The organism is Pseudomonas sp. SWRI68 (genome assembly GCF_014269165.1).
Taxonomy (GTDB): Bacteria; Pseudomonadota; Gammaproteobacteria; order Pseudomonadales; family Pseudomonadaceae; genus Aquipseudomonas; species Aquipseudomonas capeferrum.
In genome coordinates, this window is sequence record NZ_JABWRU010000014.1 from 34,312 (window position 1) to 50,308 (window position 15,997).

The 15,997-nt window shown below is 54.4% G+C and carries 15 protein-coding genes; 2 read left to right on the forward strand and 13 right to left on the reverse strand.

What is annotated here, in order from left to right; translation table 11 throughout:
* Positions 1 to 207 precede the first annotated feature (207 nt).
* Together HU770_RS18945 and HU770_RS18950 are read left to right on the forward strand one after the other, a co-directional pair.
* Positions 208 to 801 (forward strand): cupin domain-containing protein, encoded by a 594-nt coding sequence (locus HU770_RS18945; protein WP_186659426.1) that lies wholly within the window; start codon positions 208 to 210, stop codon positions 799 to 801.
* 294 nt (positions 802 to 1,095) lie between these two features.
* A complete protein-coding gene (locus tag HU770_RS18950) occupies positions 1,096 to 2,025 on the forward strand; it encodes a DMT family transporter (RefSeq protein ID WP_186664836.1) in 930 nt (309 codons plus the stop codon).
* Positions 2,026 to 2,082: 57 nt separating this feature from the next.
* Here HU770_RS18950 and HU770_RS27130 read toward each other — a convergent pair whose 3' ends face one another.
* The 13 genes from HU770_RS27130 to HU770_RS19015 all read right to left on the reverse strand — a co-directional run bounded on the left by HU770_RS27130 (position 2,083) and on the right by HU770_RS19015 (position 15,865).
* A complete protein-coding gene (locus HU770_RS27130) occupies positions 2,083 to 2,412 on the reverse strand; it encodes a transposase (protein WP_346014125.1) in 330 nt (109 codons plus the stop codon).
* A gap of 265 nt (positions 2,413 to 2,677) precedes the next feature.
* Positions 2,678 to 3,046 carry a histone-like nucleoid-structuring protein, MvaT/MvaU family gene (locus HU770_RS18960; protein WP_186664839.1) on the reverse strand — a complete coding sequence of 123 codons (369 nt, stop codon included), beginning with the start codon at positions 3,044 to 3,046 and terminating at the stop codon, positions 2,678 to 2,680.
* 86 nt (positions 3,047 to 3,132) lie between these two features.
* Entirely contained in the window at positions 3,133 to 4,101 is a 969-nt protein-coding gene (locus HU770_RS18965; protein WP_186664842.1) for an AraC family transcriptional regulator, read from the reverse strand.
* A gap of 552 nt (positions 4,102 to 4,653) precedes the next feature.
* Complete coding sequence (locus HU770_RS18970) at positions 4,654 to 6,249, reverse strand: hypothetical protein (RefSeq protein ID WP_186664847.1); 1,596 nt, start codon at positions 6,247 to 6,249, stop codon at positions 4,654 to 4,656.
* A 51-nt stretch (positions 6,250 to 6,300) separates the two neighbouring features.
* Positions 6,301 to 7,527 carry a carbohydrate porin gene (locus HU770_RS18975; protein ID WP_186664850.1) on the reverse strand — a complete coding sequence of 409 codons (1,227 nt, stop codon included), beginning with the start codon at positions 7,525 to 7,527 and terminating at the stop codon, positions 6,301 to 6,303.
* Between the two features lie 200 nt (positions 7,528 to 7,727).
* Positions 7,728 to 8,612, reverse strand: coding sequence for an alpha/beta hydrolase (locus tag HU770_RS18980; protein WP_186664853.1), 885 nt, complete (start codon positions 8,610 to 8,612; stop codon positions 7,728 to 7,730).
* A gap of 41 nt (positions 8,613 to 8,653) precedes the next feature.
* On the reverse strand, positions 8,654 to 9,427 hold the full coding sequence (locus HU770_RS18985) for an SDR family oxidoreductase (protein ID WP_186664856.1): 774 nt from the start codon (positions 9,425 to 9,427) through the stop codon (positions 8,654 to 8,656).
* A gap of 136 nt (positions 9,428 to 9,563) precedes the next feature.
* On the reverse strand, positions 9,564 to 11,000 hold the full coding sequence (locus tag HU770_RS18990) for an NAD(P)(+) transhydrogenase (Re/Si-specific) subunit beta (RefSeq protein WP_186664859.1): 1,437 nt from the start codon (positions 10,998 to 11,000) through the stop codon (positions 9,564 to 9,566).
* Between the two features lies 1 nt (position 11,001).
* Positions 11,002 to 11,316 (reverse strand): NAD(P) transhydrogenase subunit alpha, encoded by a 315-nt coding sequence (locus tag HU770_RS18995; RefSeq protein WP_186664863.1) that lies wholly within the window; start codon positions 11,314 to 11,316, stop codon positions 11,002 to 11,004.
* 11 nt (positions 11,317 to 11,327) lie between these two features.
* Positions 11,328 to 12,449 (reverse strand): Re/Si-specific NAD(P)(+) transhydrogenase subunit alpha, encoded by a 1,122-nt coding sequence (locus HU770_RS19000; protein WP_186664866.1) that lies wholly within the window; start codon positions 12,447 to 12,449, stop codon positions 11,328 to 11,330.
* A 59-nt stretch (positions 12,450 to 12,508) separates the two neighbouring features.
* Positions 12,509 to 13,594: a Gfo/Idh/MocA family oxidoreductase gene (locus HU770_RS19005; RefSeq protein WP_186664869.1), complete on the reverse strand. Its 1,086-nt coding sequence runs from the start codon at positions 13,592 to 13,594 to the stop codon at positions 12,509 to 12,511.
* Between the two features lie 47 nt (positions 13,595 to 13,641).
* Positions 13,642 to 14,619, reverse strand: a complete 978-nt coding sequence (locus HU770_RS19010) for a Gfo/Idh/MocA family oxidoreductase (protein ID WP_186664872.1) — start codon at positions 14,617 to 14,619, stop codon at positions 13,642 to 13,644.
* Positions 14,620 to 14,704: 85 nt separating this feature from the next.
* Positions 14,705 to 15,865 carry a Gfo/Idh/MocA family oxidoreductase gene (locus tag HU770_RS19015; RefSeq protein ID WP_119688877.1) on the reverse strand — a complete coding sequence of 387 codons (1,161 nt, stop codon included), beginning with the start codon at positions 15,863 to 15,865 and terminating at the stop codon, positions 14,705 to 14,707.
* Positions 15,866 to 15,997: the final 132 nt, after the last annotated feature.

Genomic DNA, 15,997 nt, shown 5'->3' on the forward strand with positions numbered 1-15,997 from the left:
TACCGCTTAGCGGGCACGTCCCCTCCCACAATCCCTTGCCACAGGGGGCTTGCCCGCGACAGGAACTGGTGCCATGACGGAGACATTTTCGTTATAGATATGGGAAACTCGTTTTCACCCGAGGAAACCGACGGCCATCGCAGCCGCCTGGCGCACTTTCCCAGTGCGAAATCTTTATTCTTGAACTGAAACCGTGCAGGACTCTTGATGCCGACCGAAACCGAACCCCGCCTTCGCCTGGAGCAGTACCTGGGCCTGCAGATCAAGCGCCAGCGCCAGGCCCAGTCGCTGAAGCTCGCCGATGTGGCGCGCATCGCCGGGATCAGCCAGGGCATGCTGAGCAAGATCGAGAACGCCCAGGTGTCGACCAGCCTCGATACCCTCAGCCGCCTGTGCGACGTGCTGGGCATGCCGATGGCCAAGCTGTTCAGCCAGTATGACCAGCCCGATGGCAACGCACTGCTGGTCAAGGCCGGTGAAGGGCTGGAGGTGGTGCGCCGCGGCACCGAGAAGGGCCATACCTACCACTTGCTCAATCACGCCAGGGGCCCGAAAAAGAACTTCGAGGCGTACATGGTGAGCATGGACGATGCCAGCGAGGAGTTTCCGACCTTTGCCCACCCGGGCACGGAGTTCCTGCATTTGCTGGAGGGTGAACTGGTGTACCGCCACGGTAACCAGCTCTACCACCTGCATGCCGGCGACAGCCTGACCTTCGATGGCGAAACCCCACACGGGCCGGAGCAACTGGTGCAGGTGCCGATCCGGCTGTTGTCGATCATGAACTACGGCGAAGAATGACACGGCGCGGTCAAGCAACAAGCGATGTCGCGATCTGACATGTATGCGTCGCCCGCAATCGGCCTCACATCCCTGTATACAAAAATAATACACACATCGACCAGCCCCGCGCCGTGGGCTGGTTGACGCGGTATTTGCGAGTAAGCAGCCTCGCTTCACAATTCCAACGCTGTGGCGCCTTTTTGCACCGGGCAATTCGCCCGGGCTCATAACGATAAAACTCCCAGAATCAGAGACCCGCGCCGCGCCAGCCGGGAGTGTTTGCGCGCGCCACTTTGTGAAGATTTGACTGCCATGATCGCGACTTCAATCCCCGTAGCCGGTGCTGCCACCGGCCGGCGCAACGCCCTGCTCGTTGCACACCTCGCCGCTGTGCTGTTCGGCCTGACTGGTATCCTCGGCCATTTGATCGAGGCCGACGCCAGCATCATCACCTTCGGCCGTGCCACCTTCGCCTTCATTGCCCTGGGCTTTGTCGCCGGGCTCAAGGGCACCCGCCTGCTCGATGCGCTGACCTTGCGCAACCTGCCCATCCTGGGCGTGACCGGCGCGCTGCTGGCAATGCACTGGGTGACCTTCTTCATCGCCGTCAAGGTCGGCGGCGTGGCTGTGGCCACGCTGGGCTTCGCCAGCTTCCCTGCCTTCATAGCCATGATCGAACGCGGCGTGTTCGGCCAGCGTATCGGTGCCGTACAGGGCTTGCTGTTGCTGATGGTGACTGCGGGCCTGGTGATGGTGGTGCCGTCCTTCGACCTGCTCGACAGCGGCACCCTTGGCCTGATCTGGGGCCTGGGCTCGGGCCTGGCGTTCGCCGTGCTGACCGTGGCCAACCGCCGCAATGCGTCGAGCATGAATGCCTTGCAGGTAGCTTTCTGGCAGAACGTGGTGGTAGCCGCGCTGGTTGCGCCGTTCGCCTTCACCCACCTGGCCAGTACCAGCCTGGGCGGCGACGACTGGGTCAACCTGGCGCTGTTGGGGGTGTTCTGCACCGGGCTGTCGCAGTTTCTGTTCGTCAAGAGCCTCGAAGGCCTGGAGGCACGTACCGCCGGCATGATCATCGCGCTGGAACCGGTGTATGCGATCCTCGGTGCCTGGTGGCTGTTTGGTGAGCAGCCGAGCCTGCGCATGGCGGCCGGGGCGGCGTTGATTGTGTTGGCGACCCTGCTGGCTGCGGCGCGCACAGCGCCGGCGGAGCATGGTGATACCAGCCGGTGTGGGCGGTAAGAATGGCTGTGGGTTGCTCGTCGGATCGAGGGGCTTGAGCGAAGCGCGTGCCTTGGTTTATCTGGCGCCTATGAGATCGAGCGCGGCGCTTCGCGGCGCAAGGCCGCTCCTACGTGACTGGGCTTGTTTCAGGCGCCGCCTGTCATCGTCTCGCTGCTGAGCCAAGCGATCACGTTGCTGCAGCAGCTCTCGCAGCAGCGCCCTGTCAGGGCTGATTTGCAGGGTAGGCTGGTCCGGAATGACTTCGGCGAAATGGGCCAGCACTTCAGCGTCGATAGCATCGGTCTTGGCTTTGACGCCCATAGAGTCAGCGAATTTCCTGGCTCGCAAGGGATTAACGCGTATGACCTTGTAGCCAGCGTCCTGCAAAAAGCGCAGGACGAGCACGCTCGTAGCCACCTGTGGCCTCGAGCAAGATACGCTTGATACGGAACTTGCGTAGGATCCTTTCCAGCTCTTCAAATCCAGCTGGATCATTGCTCACAGCGATTTTGACGCCCTGTGGCCGCACCCAGCTATAGAGCGATCTTTTGCAAGACGCTACGAAACCGCTCAGGAATACAGCACCAAGCGACCTCGAGCTTTGAGGATAGGATACGCTCATACTAGGAGCCGCCCAAAGGGCGGCTTCTTGAACCTGGCTGTGACCCCATTAAAGGGCGAGCCAGCTCTCCACTTCGTCGCCACCGTATTGCTGCTTCCACTCTTTCAACTGCTTATGGTTGCCGCCCTTGGTCTCGATGACTTCGCCAGAGTGCGGGTTCTTGTACTGCTTCACTTGGCGAGCCCGTCGCGGAGCCTTTTCTGTTGCAGCCGGCGCAGTAGCACGAGCCCTGGCTTGCGGATCCAGAATGTTGATGATGTCGCGCAGATTGAAGCCGTACTTGGTAAGCAGATCACGCAGTTTGGTCTCAAACTCGATCTCTTTCTGCAGCTCGGAGGAACCTTTCATCGCCTCCAACTCGGCCAGCTGAGCTGCGAGTTTCTGCTCAAGTTGACGGAATTCTACCAGACGAGACATATATGCTCCTCAAGGGTGATCATCTAGATGGCTATCGTATAGCAGATCGATCAATTACCGTAAAGCTCGGCAGCGCCGACTCAGCTTTACAAGCCTCGACGATAGGCGCCGGGAGGCACGCCGAACCAACGCACGCAAGCCTTATGGAAGCTGCTGTGATCCGCGAATCCTGTGAGGTGAGCGATATCCTTGAGTGACCTCTGAGAATCCCGGAGCAGTTCACTCACAAGCAGAGAACGGGTCGAATCTGCAATGCTCGCATAGTTAATACCTTCTGAATTTAATGCCCCCTGAAGGCTTCTCGGGCTCATCTTCATAGCAAACGCGACGTCTGCAACCGCCGTTGACTCCCCCAATATCCAGCGCTCGCGGATTTCTAAAGCCAACGCTTCGGACACTTTTAACTTTGCCTTGGACAACTGATTCAACTGGCTCACATGCAAGTTCCACAGTGCCTCAGACCCCATAGGCAACGGCAGCTTGGCCATTGCTAGTGAAAAACTAACACTGTTGCGGGGCGCTGAAAAAACAGGTGTACAACCGCAAACCTCCATTAGCGCCTTTATGCTTTTAGGCCTCTCGTATGTGAGTTCAACTTTTTCAGGCGAAATACGAGTGATGGGCGAAAGCCACTTAAGAATACCGATGATGACCGCGAGGCCGGCATCAATAAACGGCCTCGGCGCAGGATCTCCCACTTCAATTCCGACCAATGTGATTAGCTTCCCAGACGTTTCGACAGTGAGAACAGAGCCATTAGTATTCAAGTGATGAAATTTAGCCAGGCACTGCAGAGCATGTTCGAGGGTTGGGCACGCCATAACAGCATGGCTCAGTTTCTCCAGCATAGCCGGATGTGCATGCGTGTACACCTGCAAGCCGAAGTCAGAATTATCAGCACAGTCATTTACGGAATTCAATAATAGATAAAGGTCTTTAAGACTGTAAACCCCGGCACTATTCGGAACAAGCTGACCAGCGGGGAGCCCCGAAACTCCACCATCAACCAGACTTCGAACTAGTATATCGACAAATGGGGCACTTATAGTTAGCATAGTTATTCAGCTAAATTGTGGGTAGCCTAAGACGCGCTCAGACCGTGGAGAGACACAGTGGGTTCTGTGGACACAAAAAACGCTAATGAGGACACAACGAACCATTGCAAGGCGTGAGAAAATCTGCTGCAAGTTTTAACGGACGCTTTGCTTCATTCTACTATGCTATATCACCCTCACCCTCCAGAAGGCTTGCTGACAGTCATGAAAGCCCCTTCGAACTCGGCGTTGCACTGGTTCTCAAAATATATCCGAAAACCGTTTGTCGACGAAAATGAATATTTTGCAGCGATTCACGAGGCTGAAACACTTCTTACAGCAGTAAAAATCACGAACGAAGAGTGGTGCTTGATGGTTCGCTTAGCTAATCGAGCCCTGAGTAATCTTCAAGCACCCAAGAGCAGCCGCATTTATCGATAGGTAAGATGATGCGTACCAAACGAAATACCCGAACAATATCTCAACCTCCAATCTCAGCCCTCGCACAACTTTAGCTAGTGAAATTAAAAAAAGCCCGGCAAGTGCCGGGCCAGTAAATCAAGTTGCACAATATTATGTTGCCAGATTTGAACGCTGGCCGACCATCCCATCAGACTCAACTTTTACCGCGTGCAAGAACGCCGCATTCCCCTCTCCGCAGCCTGTACAAATGGCCTCTTGATTATGTGAAGGATCTCTATCCATCTCGATCGCGCTATATGAACGATTGCACACATGACACTCGATATGGTAGCGCCAAGGGTCTTGTACATCGTTGCGAGGATCAGAAAGCCGAGCAAGTCGCCCACCAAATGTGAACCGGGTCAATAGCCAATAGGTAGTTGCAGCAACTACAGCTATTAACATCGGTGCAATTTCCACGAACCACGCACCTTTCGGGCCCAACTCGATAATCATAATTCCCAGTACTGTCGATGCAATAATAGCCCATGCACCTGGCATCACTGCTTTGACTCTGCCAGGGCGGAACTCATCTCTGCTTGCATCGGGATAGATGGCATAATGAGTTAGGAGTATTGCAACCCATGATGTAACTGCCACCCCTTGCCACGCCAACGCTTTAAGCAAGTAACTGAAAACGTTTGTCAACATCAGAGAGTATACGCATGCTCCGACAAACAGAATCCATACACCACGACGCCAACGTAGCCCAAAGGCGCGCGCTGCGAAACCGGCCATATTAAGCGAAGCCATGTAGTAGTTTGCAGTATTAATTCGAGTCTGGCTGACCAGAATAAACAGCAAACCTATAACACCAGATGACTTAAGCACAGCCTCCGCAATACCCTGTTCGCTAGCTTGCAAGCCTGGGAAAACGGTATCCATGATGAAGATTCCAGCGACACCGTTAACAGCAAACAGAGCGAAATAGAACAACGGGCCGTATGTCACCCAACCATGGAAATTAGCGTCTTGCGGCTTGCCGAATCGCGAGAATTCAGCGGTAACCATCATATTGACACAGATGCCCATGTAGACGATAAACGCCCAGAGCCACCCTGGAAGGTTAGTATCGACATGGCCCTCAAGCGACAGGAAATTGGTTGAAAAACCAAAGCGACTTCCCGCCATGATAATCACCGTTGCCAAACCAGCGATATACAGTGGTAACAGGGCGCCGTTAAGCTTATCCATCCAAGCTTGAATGCCACCCGTCACCAGCGGCAGTGCATATAGCACGACGAGCAAATACCACCACCGAATATCACTTCCAGGCGCAAAATATTGCTGGAAAGCAACTGCGATTATGGAACCCTCAAACACGGCATAGTACATCGCGGTAACTGCAAAAAGCAGCGATGATATTACCGCTCCCGCGCCCCCAAATATCCCTCGAGAAAGAAGAGCTACGGACAAGCCGTTTTTGATCGATCGCTGACAGATCACATAATTGATCAACCCATAAAATACGATCGACAATCCGATGCCCAACAAGGCACTACGCGTCCCGACTGCTTGCGCTACAGCTACGCTGATGTAGAGGTAAAATAGAGCGCTCAGCACTGACCAAGAGGCCATGGCCAAGCTCCACCGACCTGTACGGGCGGCCAATGGAACGACATGTCGCGAATAATCCTCGGCAGACTGCTCCTGCAACACACGGCGATCATCATTATCACTGATATTTAAACGACCTTGCTGTGACATATCACTCTCTCGCTTTTAAGTCGGTTGCCTGGAAGCGTTGCTAGCTTAAAGTTACTCCCACCCATACTCAAATTGAAGGCCAAAGTTGGATCCATGAAGAGCACTCCCAAAAGCGCCTGAATCCGAGAGCGCTGACCCGGTTGCAAACTCGTTGGCCGCTCGTTGTGCAGCAGCATTCCAACGTGCATAAGTGTAATAAAGACGGATCTCTGGCCGATCGTTAAATCCGGGGCCAGTTGGCGACCATGTTGGCGCGATTGTGACCTTTGTCAGTTTTCGAGTCCCACCAGGTGCCGTTACCTGATCTCGCCCAAGCTCAACCGCAAGCTTGAACTGCTCGGTGAACCCATAGACTGGACGAACACCGACAGACAGCCAGTTTTGGTCTGCGTCGTCTTGTCGTTTATCTTTCTGGAAAACGACATTAAATTGCCCGCCAAAGTTTCGGGTTGACTGCCAGTCGAAAATTTCTACTGCTCGCCAGCTCCGATTACTCTTGTCGAGCTCTGGATCACCTGTATAACCCAACGCCGTTCCTGGGCCTTCACCATACTGCAACGCAAACTTGTTCTGACCGCCGAGGAAGCCAGCCTGTTTGTGCTGGACAGCTGTTGACCACCCGTCATGGGTATTAGTACCGCTTGGAGCCCGAAGAAAGCTGACCCCTACCTCAATCTCGCCACCCGGGTTGACCTTAAAGCCTTCGACGTTGAAGTCTTGTCGGGTAATCTTCTCTTTCTGGAAGACGCTGTCCTTGCGTGAGAATACGTAGCTGTACTTATAGTCGCCTATTGCTACCCGATCCAAGCCAAAACCGGTCGCGCTCTGGTTCCAATAGAAGAAGTCTGAGATGTTGATGTCATTTCGCTTGTAGAATCGACGCCCGGCCCAAAGTGACCCGCCTCCCAATGAAGGCATCTTGCTCCATTCCACATAAGCTTGGTTCATTCGGGTGAAGCTGTCGTCACCTGAAAGCGCCGGCGTGTGACCATAATCTGTTTGTGTTTGAACCATTCCATCCAGACTGATAACCGAACCATCATCGAGAGTGGCTACATCTTGCCTCCCCTCCACCTCGATGTACTGCTCACATTCGTTGCCGAGGCGGTACTTCGACTGGGCTCCGGGGAGCATGAAACAGCTTTGCTTACCCCCCGATGTTGAGCCACCAGCGCCGCTTCGTATGTAACCATTGAATTCAATTGCAGGCGCTTCTGTTGGCAACAAAAGCGCAGCCGAAAGCGCGCCCCCAAAAGAGCTCAACCTCAAAGTCCTCATTCACGACTCCGTTATTATTATTGAGTGGACACTGAACAATGCATGAACAAAGGCACACACGGCCAACCAATAAACCATGAAAACTCATAGCTTCAGTCGTCGACCATGACAACAAAATTTGAATAACAGATACAAAAAGGCTAGAAACCGATTAACATCGGCTCCTAGCAAATGTGGCACAGCGACGAAAATTCAGAGTATTACTTTGAGAAGTACTTCAGCAGTTCATTAGTCAACTGCTCAGGTTGCTCTTCCGGAATATAGTGACCGCTCTGAACCAGTGTTCCGGTCACATTCGCCGCGACAGCTTTCAACTCAGTGACCAGGTCAGGCATCGAACCCTGATCTGCATGAACCGCCAGAATAGGCACTTGTAGCTTACCCTTCTTCGCCAACTCACGGTTCTGATCAGCCGATTTTGCCATGGCACGGTAGTAGGCCAGGCCGCCTTTCAGGCCGTTGAGTTTGAAGACCCGCAGGTACTCTTCAAAGTCATCTTGAGTGAAGATCTGAGGAATAGCAGCTTTGCGCTGGAGGTACCACTGCAGGTAGATATGCTCGCGCCCTTCCAGGAGAGCCTCAGGCAGATCGATGAGGTTGTGGAACCCGCAGTGCCAAGTACGCCAAGCGACATTTCCAGCCCATGGAAGGTTGTCTGGCAGGCTGATACCAGGAATGCCGCAATCGAGAATGGCCCACCCGGTGACCTGATCGCCATAGATCGCACAGTAGGGGTAGCTAACCCATGCGCCGAGATCATGAGAAATGAGGGAATGCTTGCCCACACCGATCTTGTCTAGCATGCCACGCAGCAAGCGAGCGATGTTGGACGTATCACACTCTGCAGGGCGATCAGAGTCGCCTTGACCTGGCAAATCAGGCGCAATTACCCGGAAGTGCTTGCCCAGGATCGGGAGGACTTTTCGCCATGCATACCAGCTTTGCGGAAAGCCACAGACCAGCACCATCACTTCACCGTCTTCGCGGCCACCACTCACGTAGTGCATCCGCGTGCCTTCAACGGTTACAAAACCACGCTGAAATCCTTCTACGCCGCTATCGGGCCATTCACGCTTGCTAAACATCGTATTCACCTATGCTGAAATGCTTGCAGACACCAGGTCTATCAGAAAGGATCGCGGGCAGCGGCCAGCCAGCCACCATCCATTACGTATTCACTACCGTGAACGAAGTCCGCCTCATCACCGCCCAGGAATGCGGCAAGCTTGGCGATTTCACTCGGCTGGCACCAGCGCCGGGCAGGGAACTTCTCAAGGGCAGCCAGCATATCAGGCGAGTGAGCAGTCACAGGATCAGCCATAGCGAGTGGGGTGGCAGTTGCCCCTGGGCAGATTGTGTTGACACGGATACCGCTTGCTCCGTACTCGAACGTCAGCTGTCGAGTAAGGCCAATGACGCCATGTTTAGAAGCAGTATAAGCAGTACCGCCACCCGCGGCACTGAAGCCGGAAGTGGAGGACGTGTTGATAATGGCGCCTTTTTTCTGCTTGAGCATTTGAGGGATGACAGCACGTGCCATCAGGAAAGGCCCGGTCAGGTTGACCGCAATAACGCGGTTCCACTCTTCAATGGAAACCTCGTGCGCGGTGGAATGCCCATCAAGGATACCGGCGTTATTACAGAGCAGGTCAATTCGCCCCCACTTGGCGATGACTGCTTCCACCGCTTCGTTCACGCTGGCAGGGTCGCTTACATCGACACGATAAGCGAAACCGGCCTCAGGATTTGCAATTTTGGAAATCGATTCTTCGGCGGCTTTCAAGTTGATATCAAGTGCTACAACTAAAGCTTGGCGCGCGGCGAATTCTTCTACCATTGCCCGTCCCATGCCAGAGCCTGCACCGGTGATAATGACTACTCGACCATTGTAATTATTCATATAGCACTCTTTGTCAGATAGTTAATTGCGCATTGATATCTAGCGCCGCCAGATGCCTTCGATGATCAGCGAAGGATCTGAACGCGTCCAATCGCCATTTACGATGCTTTTAGATCACATTTCATTATCAGCCGTGTCACGCCACAGCCTTCACCATGTCCTCGATCGTCTTTTTGGCATCACCGAAGACCATCATCGTCTTTTCCATGTAGAAGAGCTCGTTATCGAGTCCGGCATAGCCGCTCGCCATGGAGCGCTTGTTAACGATGATGGTCTTAGCCTTGTACGCTTCAAGAATGGGCATGCCGGCGATCGACGACTTCGGATCGTTCTTCGCCGCCGGGTTAACCACATCATTGGCACCGAGCACCAGCACCACGTCAGCCTGTCCAAATTCGGAGTTGATGTCCTCCATTTCGAACACCTGGTCGTAGGGCACCTCAGCTTCCGCCAAGAGCACGTTCATATGCCCTGGCATACGGCCAGCCACCGGATGGATCGCGTACTTCACGGTAACGCCGCTCTGGATCAACTTTTCAGTCAGCTCCTTCAGCGCGTGCTGGGCACGAGCCACGGCCAGACCGTAACCAGGAACAATAATCACGGTGTCGGCGTTGGTTAGCAGGAAGGTGGCGTCATCGGCAGAACCAGACTTCACTGGTCGCTGCTCCTTAGATCCCTGATCTGCGCTGATATCAGCGTCACCACCGAAGCCGCCCAAGATCACGCTGAAAAATGAGCGGTTCATCGCCTTGCACATGATGTACGAGAGGATTGCACCACTGGAGCCAACCAAGGAGCCGGCGATGATCAGCATTGAGTTGTTCAGCGAAAAACCGATGCCCGCTGCGGCCCAGCCTGAATAGCTGTTCAACATGGAAACCACCACTGGCATGTCTGCGCCGCCAATGGGGATGATCAAGAGAACGCCGAGGACGAAGGCGAGCAGCAGCATCAGAATGAAAGCGTCAAACAAGCCTGTGGTGCTGTAAATGATGCCTAGGCCGATTGTCGTGAACAGCACCAGAAGGTTGGTTCTGAATTGGCCCCGAAAGACAAATGGCGCTCCTTGGAAGAGACGGAATTTGTATTTGCCAGAAAGCTTGCCGAAAGCGATCACAGAGCCTGAGAAGGTGATGGCACCGATCGCCGCGCCTAGGAAGAGCTCAAGACGGTTCCCACCCGGAATGGGGTCGTTGATCGAGGCAACGATACCGAGTGACTGGGGCTCAATAACACCTGTAATGGCGATGAACACCGCTGCCAAGCCGATCATGCTGTGCATGAAGGCGACCAGCTCTGGCATCTTGGTCATCTCCACGCGCTTGGCCATGATCGAACCGGCTGTGCCGCCGACCAACAGCCCGAAGATGACATAGCCCATCCCACCGCTGGCGATTCCTGAACCCAGCTTATAGATGAGCCCTACGGTCGTCAGGATGGCGATGCCCATGCCAATCATGCCGAACAGGTTACCCCGTCGCGAGGTTGTCGGGTGAGACAGACCTTTGAGCGCCTGGATGAAGCAGACCGAAGCGACAAGGTAGAGCAGCGTTATCAAGTTGATACTCATGTTACTTCTGCCCTTCGCTTTTGGTTTTCTTCTTGAACATTTCCAGCATGCGCCGGGTAACCAGGAAACCGCCGAATACGTTCACTGCAGCTAAGGCCACGGCCAAGGTGCCCATGATTTTTCCTGCAGGTGTCACAGTGAGTGCGGCAGCCAGCATGGCACCAATGATCACGATCGCCGAAATGGCGTTAGTGACGGCCATCAATGGCGTATGCAGGGCTGGAGTGACATTCCAAACCACGTGGTATCCCACGTAGATGGCCAGCACGAAGATGATGAGGTTGTAGATGCCATGGGCAATCACCAGGTCTTCCATTGTCGTGCTCCTCAGCTGTTCTTGCGCACGACCTGGCCATCGCGGCACATCAGGCACGCGGCGACAATGTCGTCTTCCAGGTTGATGTCTAGCGCACCGTCCTTGTCGAACAGCAGCTTCATGAAGTCCAGCAGGTTGCGGGAGTAGAGCGCGGACGCGTCAGCACCCACCTGAGCGGGTAGGTTGGTCGGGCCGACGATAGTCACACCATTTTCTACAACTACTTGATCGGCAACGGTTAGCGGACAGTTGCCACCCTGAGCAGCAGCCAGGTCAATGACAACGGATCCGGGCTTCATCTGCGCCACAGTGCCAGTGTTCAAAAGAGTCGGCGCTTTGCGTCCCGGAATCAGGGCGGTGGTGATGACAATGTCAGCCTGCTTAGCGCGGTCATGGACGGCTTGTGCTTGTCGAAGCATCCAACTTTCCGGCATCGGGCGAGCATAGCCGCCAACCCCTTCGGCGCACGCTCGCTCCTCATCCGTCTCGTAAGGTACGTCGATGAACTTGGCGCCCAGAGATTCGACTTGCTCCTTCACGGCGGGGCGCACATCAGACGCTTCAATCACCGCGCCCAGGCGCTTAGCCGTAGCGATGGCTTGAAGGCCGGCAACACCCGCTCCGAGGACAAGCACCCGTGCCGCTTTAACAGTACCCGCAGCGGTCATGAGCATGGGCATGAACCGTGGGTAGTACTGAGCAGCAAGCAGCACGGCCTTGTAGCCCGCGATGTTGGCCTGCGACGACAGTACGTCCAGGCTTTGCGCACGAGAGGTGCGTGGCGCAGCCTCTAGTGCGAAAGCGGTTATCCCCCGATCGGCCATCTTGCCGATGAGCTCGCTGTTGAACGGGTTGAGCATGCCAATTATCACGCTACCCGCATTGATTAGCTCAAGTTCTTGGTCACTAGGGGCAACTACTTTCAGGACAATTTCCGCACCAAAAGCATCGCTCGCCTCCCCGACCTTGGCGCCCACGGCCTCAAACGCGCGGTCGGTAACGCAAGAAAGCAGCCCGCAGCCTCTTTGGACGACAACTTGATGTCCAGAAGCAACCAGTCGCTTTACTGTGTCTGGGGTGACCGCAACACGCGTTTCACCGTAAGCGGTCTCCGACGGTACTCCGATATACAAGGAACTTCTCCGTTTATTATTCTTGATTCGAGGATCCTTCATGGAATGAAGAATGCGGATCAGGCAACCGCCCGTTTGATTGTCCTCAGGGTTTCTTCTGATGGCCGAGCTCTACTTTTCTTTGGCAACAACGTTTGTGGCAAACCGGAGGCAGCAGCGCGCTCGATGGCGAAAAGAATTTCCAGGTCTGCAAGCCCCTCCTCACCACATGGCTGCGGTGCTTTGCCCTGCTCAATACAATCCGAGAAGTATGAGATTTGACCCGCGAAGTGATCGTAGAGCGGGAAGTGAACGTATTCGTTCTCATCCCGGCTCTTCAGCGACATCGCCATGGCGTGCTCAAACCGGAAGCCAGGATCCATGTTCAGAACGCCATCGGTACCCACGATCTGATAAGTGTCGACAGGGTAAGCTCCGAAGCTGCAATAGAACTGCGCTAGCCGATCGCCTGGGAATCTGAGCGTAACCGCGATCGAATCATCCACGTTGGCGAATCGGGGATCGCCGGCGCGACGGGTGCTCATTGCAGAGACTGCGATAGGATCAGATTCAAAGACGTGGCGAGCGGCATTAATGCAGTAGATGCCAATGTCTTGCAGTGGGCCGCCCCAATGCTCCACATCCAATCGGTGGTTACCAATATCGCTTTGGAAACTAAACGTCGCGGACATGAACACTGGCTGACCGATTCGACCCTCTCGAACAGCTTGCAACGCCGCGATGGTGCCTACGTCATGGTGCAACCTGTAACTGGTCATGAGTGACACCCCTGCAGCTTGAGCTGTGGCGATCATCGCGTCAGCATCAGGCAGGGAAGTGGCAATTGGCTTTTCTACGAGCACATGCTTGCCCGCCTTCGCTGCCTGGATGGCGTAGGTAGCATGCAATGGATTGGGTACGGCCACGTAAACAGCGTCAATCAGATCACTCGCTAGCAGCTCATCAAAATCCTCATACGAGCAAACATGTTCGATGCCATGTTTATTCGCCAGCTGACGAGCACGCTCCGGGTTTCCTGAGACAAGTGCTGTAACCACTGCGTTCTCTAACAGAGAGACAGCAGGGATGAATGCGGTCTGGGATATCCAGCCAGTTCCCACTACGGCATATCGAATCACGTTTAGATCCTCGAAGAACTGCGCCATACCGAGCGGTCTACCGTTTAGTAGGGGCGCAACTCAGATAATCATGTTTATCGGTACAGCGAAGGACAAGGTGGCAGATCAAGTATGATTGTTTGATCAGTGCCTATCCGTTTAACCAATTGCTCGGCAATCAGAGTAGTGAGGTAGCCATCCCATGCTGTTGCCCCATGGTTCGGGACACCAGAAACAATGCTTTGAATCCAGCGGCGCGTTTGCGCCTGGTAAGCCGCGGTGAAGCGTGGTATCCAGTTCCGAGGAACATGCGATGCACGATGACCCGATGTGCTTATGACAGGCGCTGAAAACTGAGGCAAGGCCACAGTCCCCTCTGTACCTACTAATTCAGCATGAACCTGGTAGCCGAATTTACAGTTCATGAAAAGTTCAGTAGACGAAATCGCACCGTTCGCAAGCCGCGTCACGATCATCATCGGATCACCTTTTTCGGCAACAGTGATCCTGACGGCTTCAAGCTCGGTATGCATCAGCCAACGCATGACATCAATCTCATGAACAAAAGCGTTTGTGATGAGCATGTCACCCGTCATCCAATCTGGGGCAACTGGATTACGATGGAAGTTGTGAAGAATCTCGGGGGAACCAACGGCATTCGCGTCGAAAAGCCTTTTGAGCTCTTCATAACCTGGGTCGAATCTGCGCATGTATCCGACTTGAACGAAGGAGCGCTCTTTGGAGCATTCTGCCTCGACGACCAAGCGCGCTTGTTCAGCGGTCATGGCCAATGGTTTTTCACACAGTACTGGTTTCTCTGCAGCTATGCAGGCTTGCACCAGATCAGCATGAGTAGAATCCGGTGATGCAATCAGAACCGCATCAATTTCCCTAGAAGCAATCAGATCCAACGGATCGGAAAAAACACATGCCTTACCAGCTATAGATCGGGCTTTGTCTGAATCGAAATCACAGACCCCTGCCAAGTGAGCATTTGGGGTATGCATGGACAGAATACGACCGTGCTCCCTGCCCATGACACCAGCACCAATCAGTCCAACCGCGATACTCATTAAGAGTCTCCTGCAGTGTCAAACGTTACGGTGGGACAGGTGGGCGTGACCGAGATCACGTCCACCCTAGGCTAGTGTTCAGCTATCAAGCAGGCTGCTCGATATGCTCCCAATCGCCACTCACGCCCGAAGTCAAGATGGCGTCAGCAATTCGCTCGATCTGCAGGCCGTCATCGAAGTTCGGAGAAGCTTTGCCGTTCTCAGCAATGGCTTTCAGGAAGTTGTACCACTCGATCGATTTGATATCGATGTAGCCCTGGCCCATGCCGGCAACTGGCCACAGCTTGTCGCCGAACGGCTGGTGAGGGCCCGAGTAAATGGTACGGAAACCGAAAGCATCCTTAGGATCATCTGCGAAAGCAACGCGCAGCTCGTTGAGGCGCTGGTAGTCGAAGGCGATAGAACCTTTGGTACCGTAGATTTCGAAACCGAGCTGGTTGTGGTGGCCCCACGCATTTCGAGTCACCTCGATGGTGCCGTACACACCGTTGGCAAACTTGATCATAGTGAGTGCGGCGTCATCTACGTCAACCTTGCCACGCTCGCTCGAAGCTTGACCCGCTGGGCCAAAGAATCGGCCAGCTGGCAGCGGACGTTCTTGCACGAAGGTCTTGACGATTGAGTTCACCGAGGCGAACTCACCTACCAGCAGGCGAGCAGCGTCGATAACGTGAGTACCGATGTCGCCCAGAGTGCCGGAACCTGCTTTCGCTTTGTTGAAGCGCCAGGACAGCGGCAGCTCAGGGTCAGCGCCCCAGTCTTGCAGGTAGTAACCACGGAAGTTCAGAATGTCACCGATGCGGCCTTCGTCAATCAGGCGCTTGGCCATTTGAACCGCTGGAGTGTGCCGATAGTTATAAGAAACCATGGTCACCACACCGGTTTCCCGGGCGGCTTCCTGCATACGCTGAGCTTCTTCAACAGTCATCGACATCGGCTTCTCACACATAACGTGCTTACCAGCCAATGCCGCTGCAATTGCGATCTCTGCGTGAGTGTCGTTTGGGGTGCAGATATCGATGATGTCGATATCTGGGCGGTTCACAACGTCACGCCAGTCAGTAGCGTACTCGGTAAACCCATACTGCTTAGCTGCGTTTTGCGCCAATTCTTCATCGATATCGACTACTACCTTACGCTCAATCTCGACCGGGGCACCGAACAGGATTGGGACAACTGCAGTGGCGATCGAATGGGCCTTACCCATGAAGCCAGTGCCGATCAGTGCGACATTATATTTTTTCACGATCCTTACTCCTCTAGGGCTGACTGTTTGTCTGACCCTGCTTCTGTTAAACCTACCCCAACGATCTTTATCAGATGCTGGACACTTCGTTAACAAGTGCCGCCTTACACGGCACTACTCTACCCGACCGAC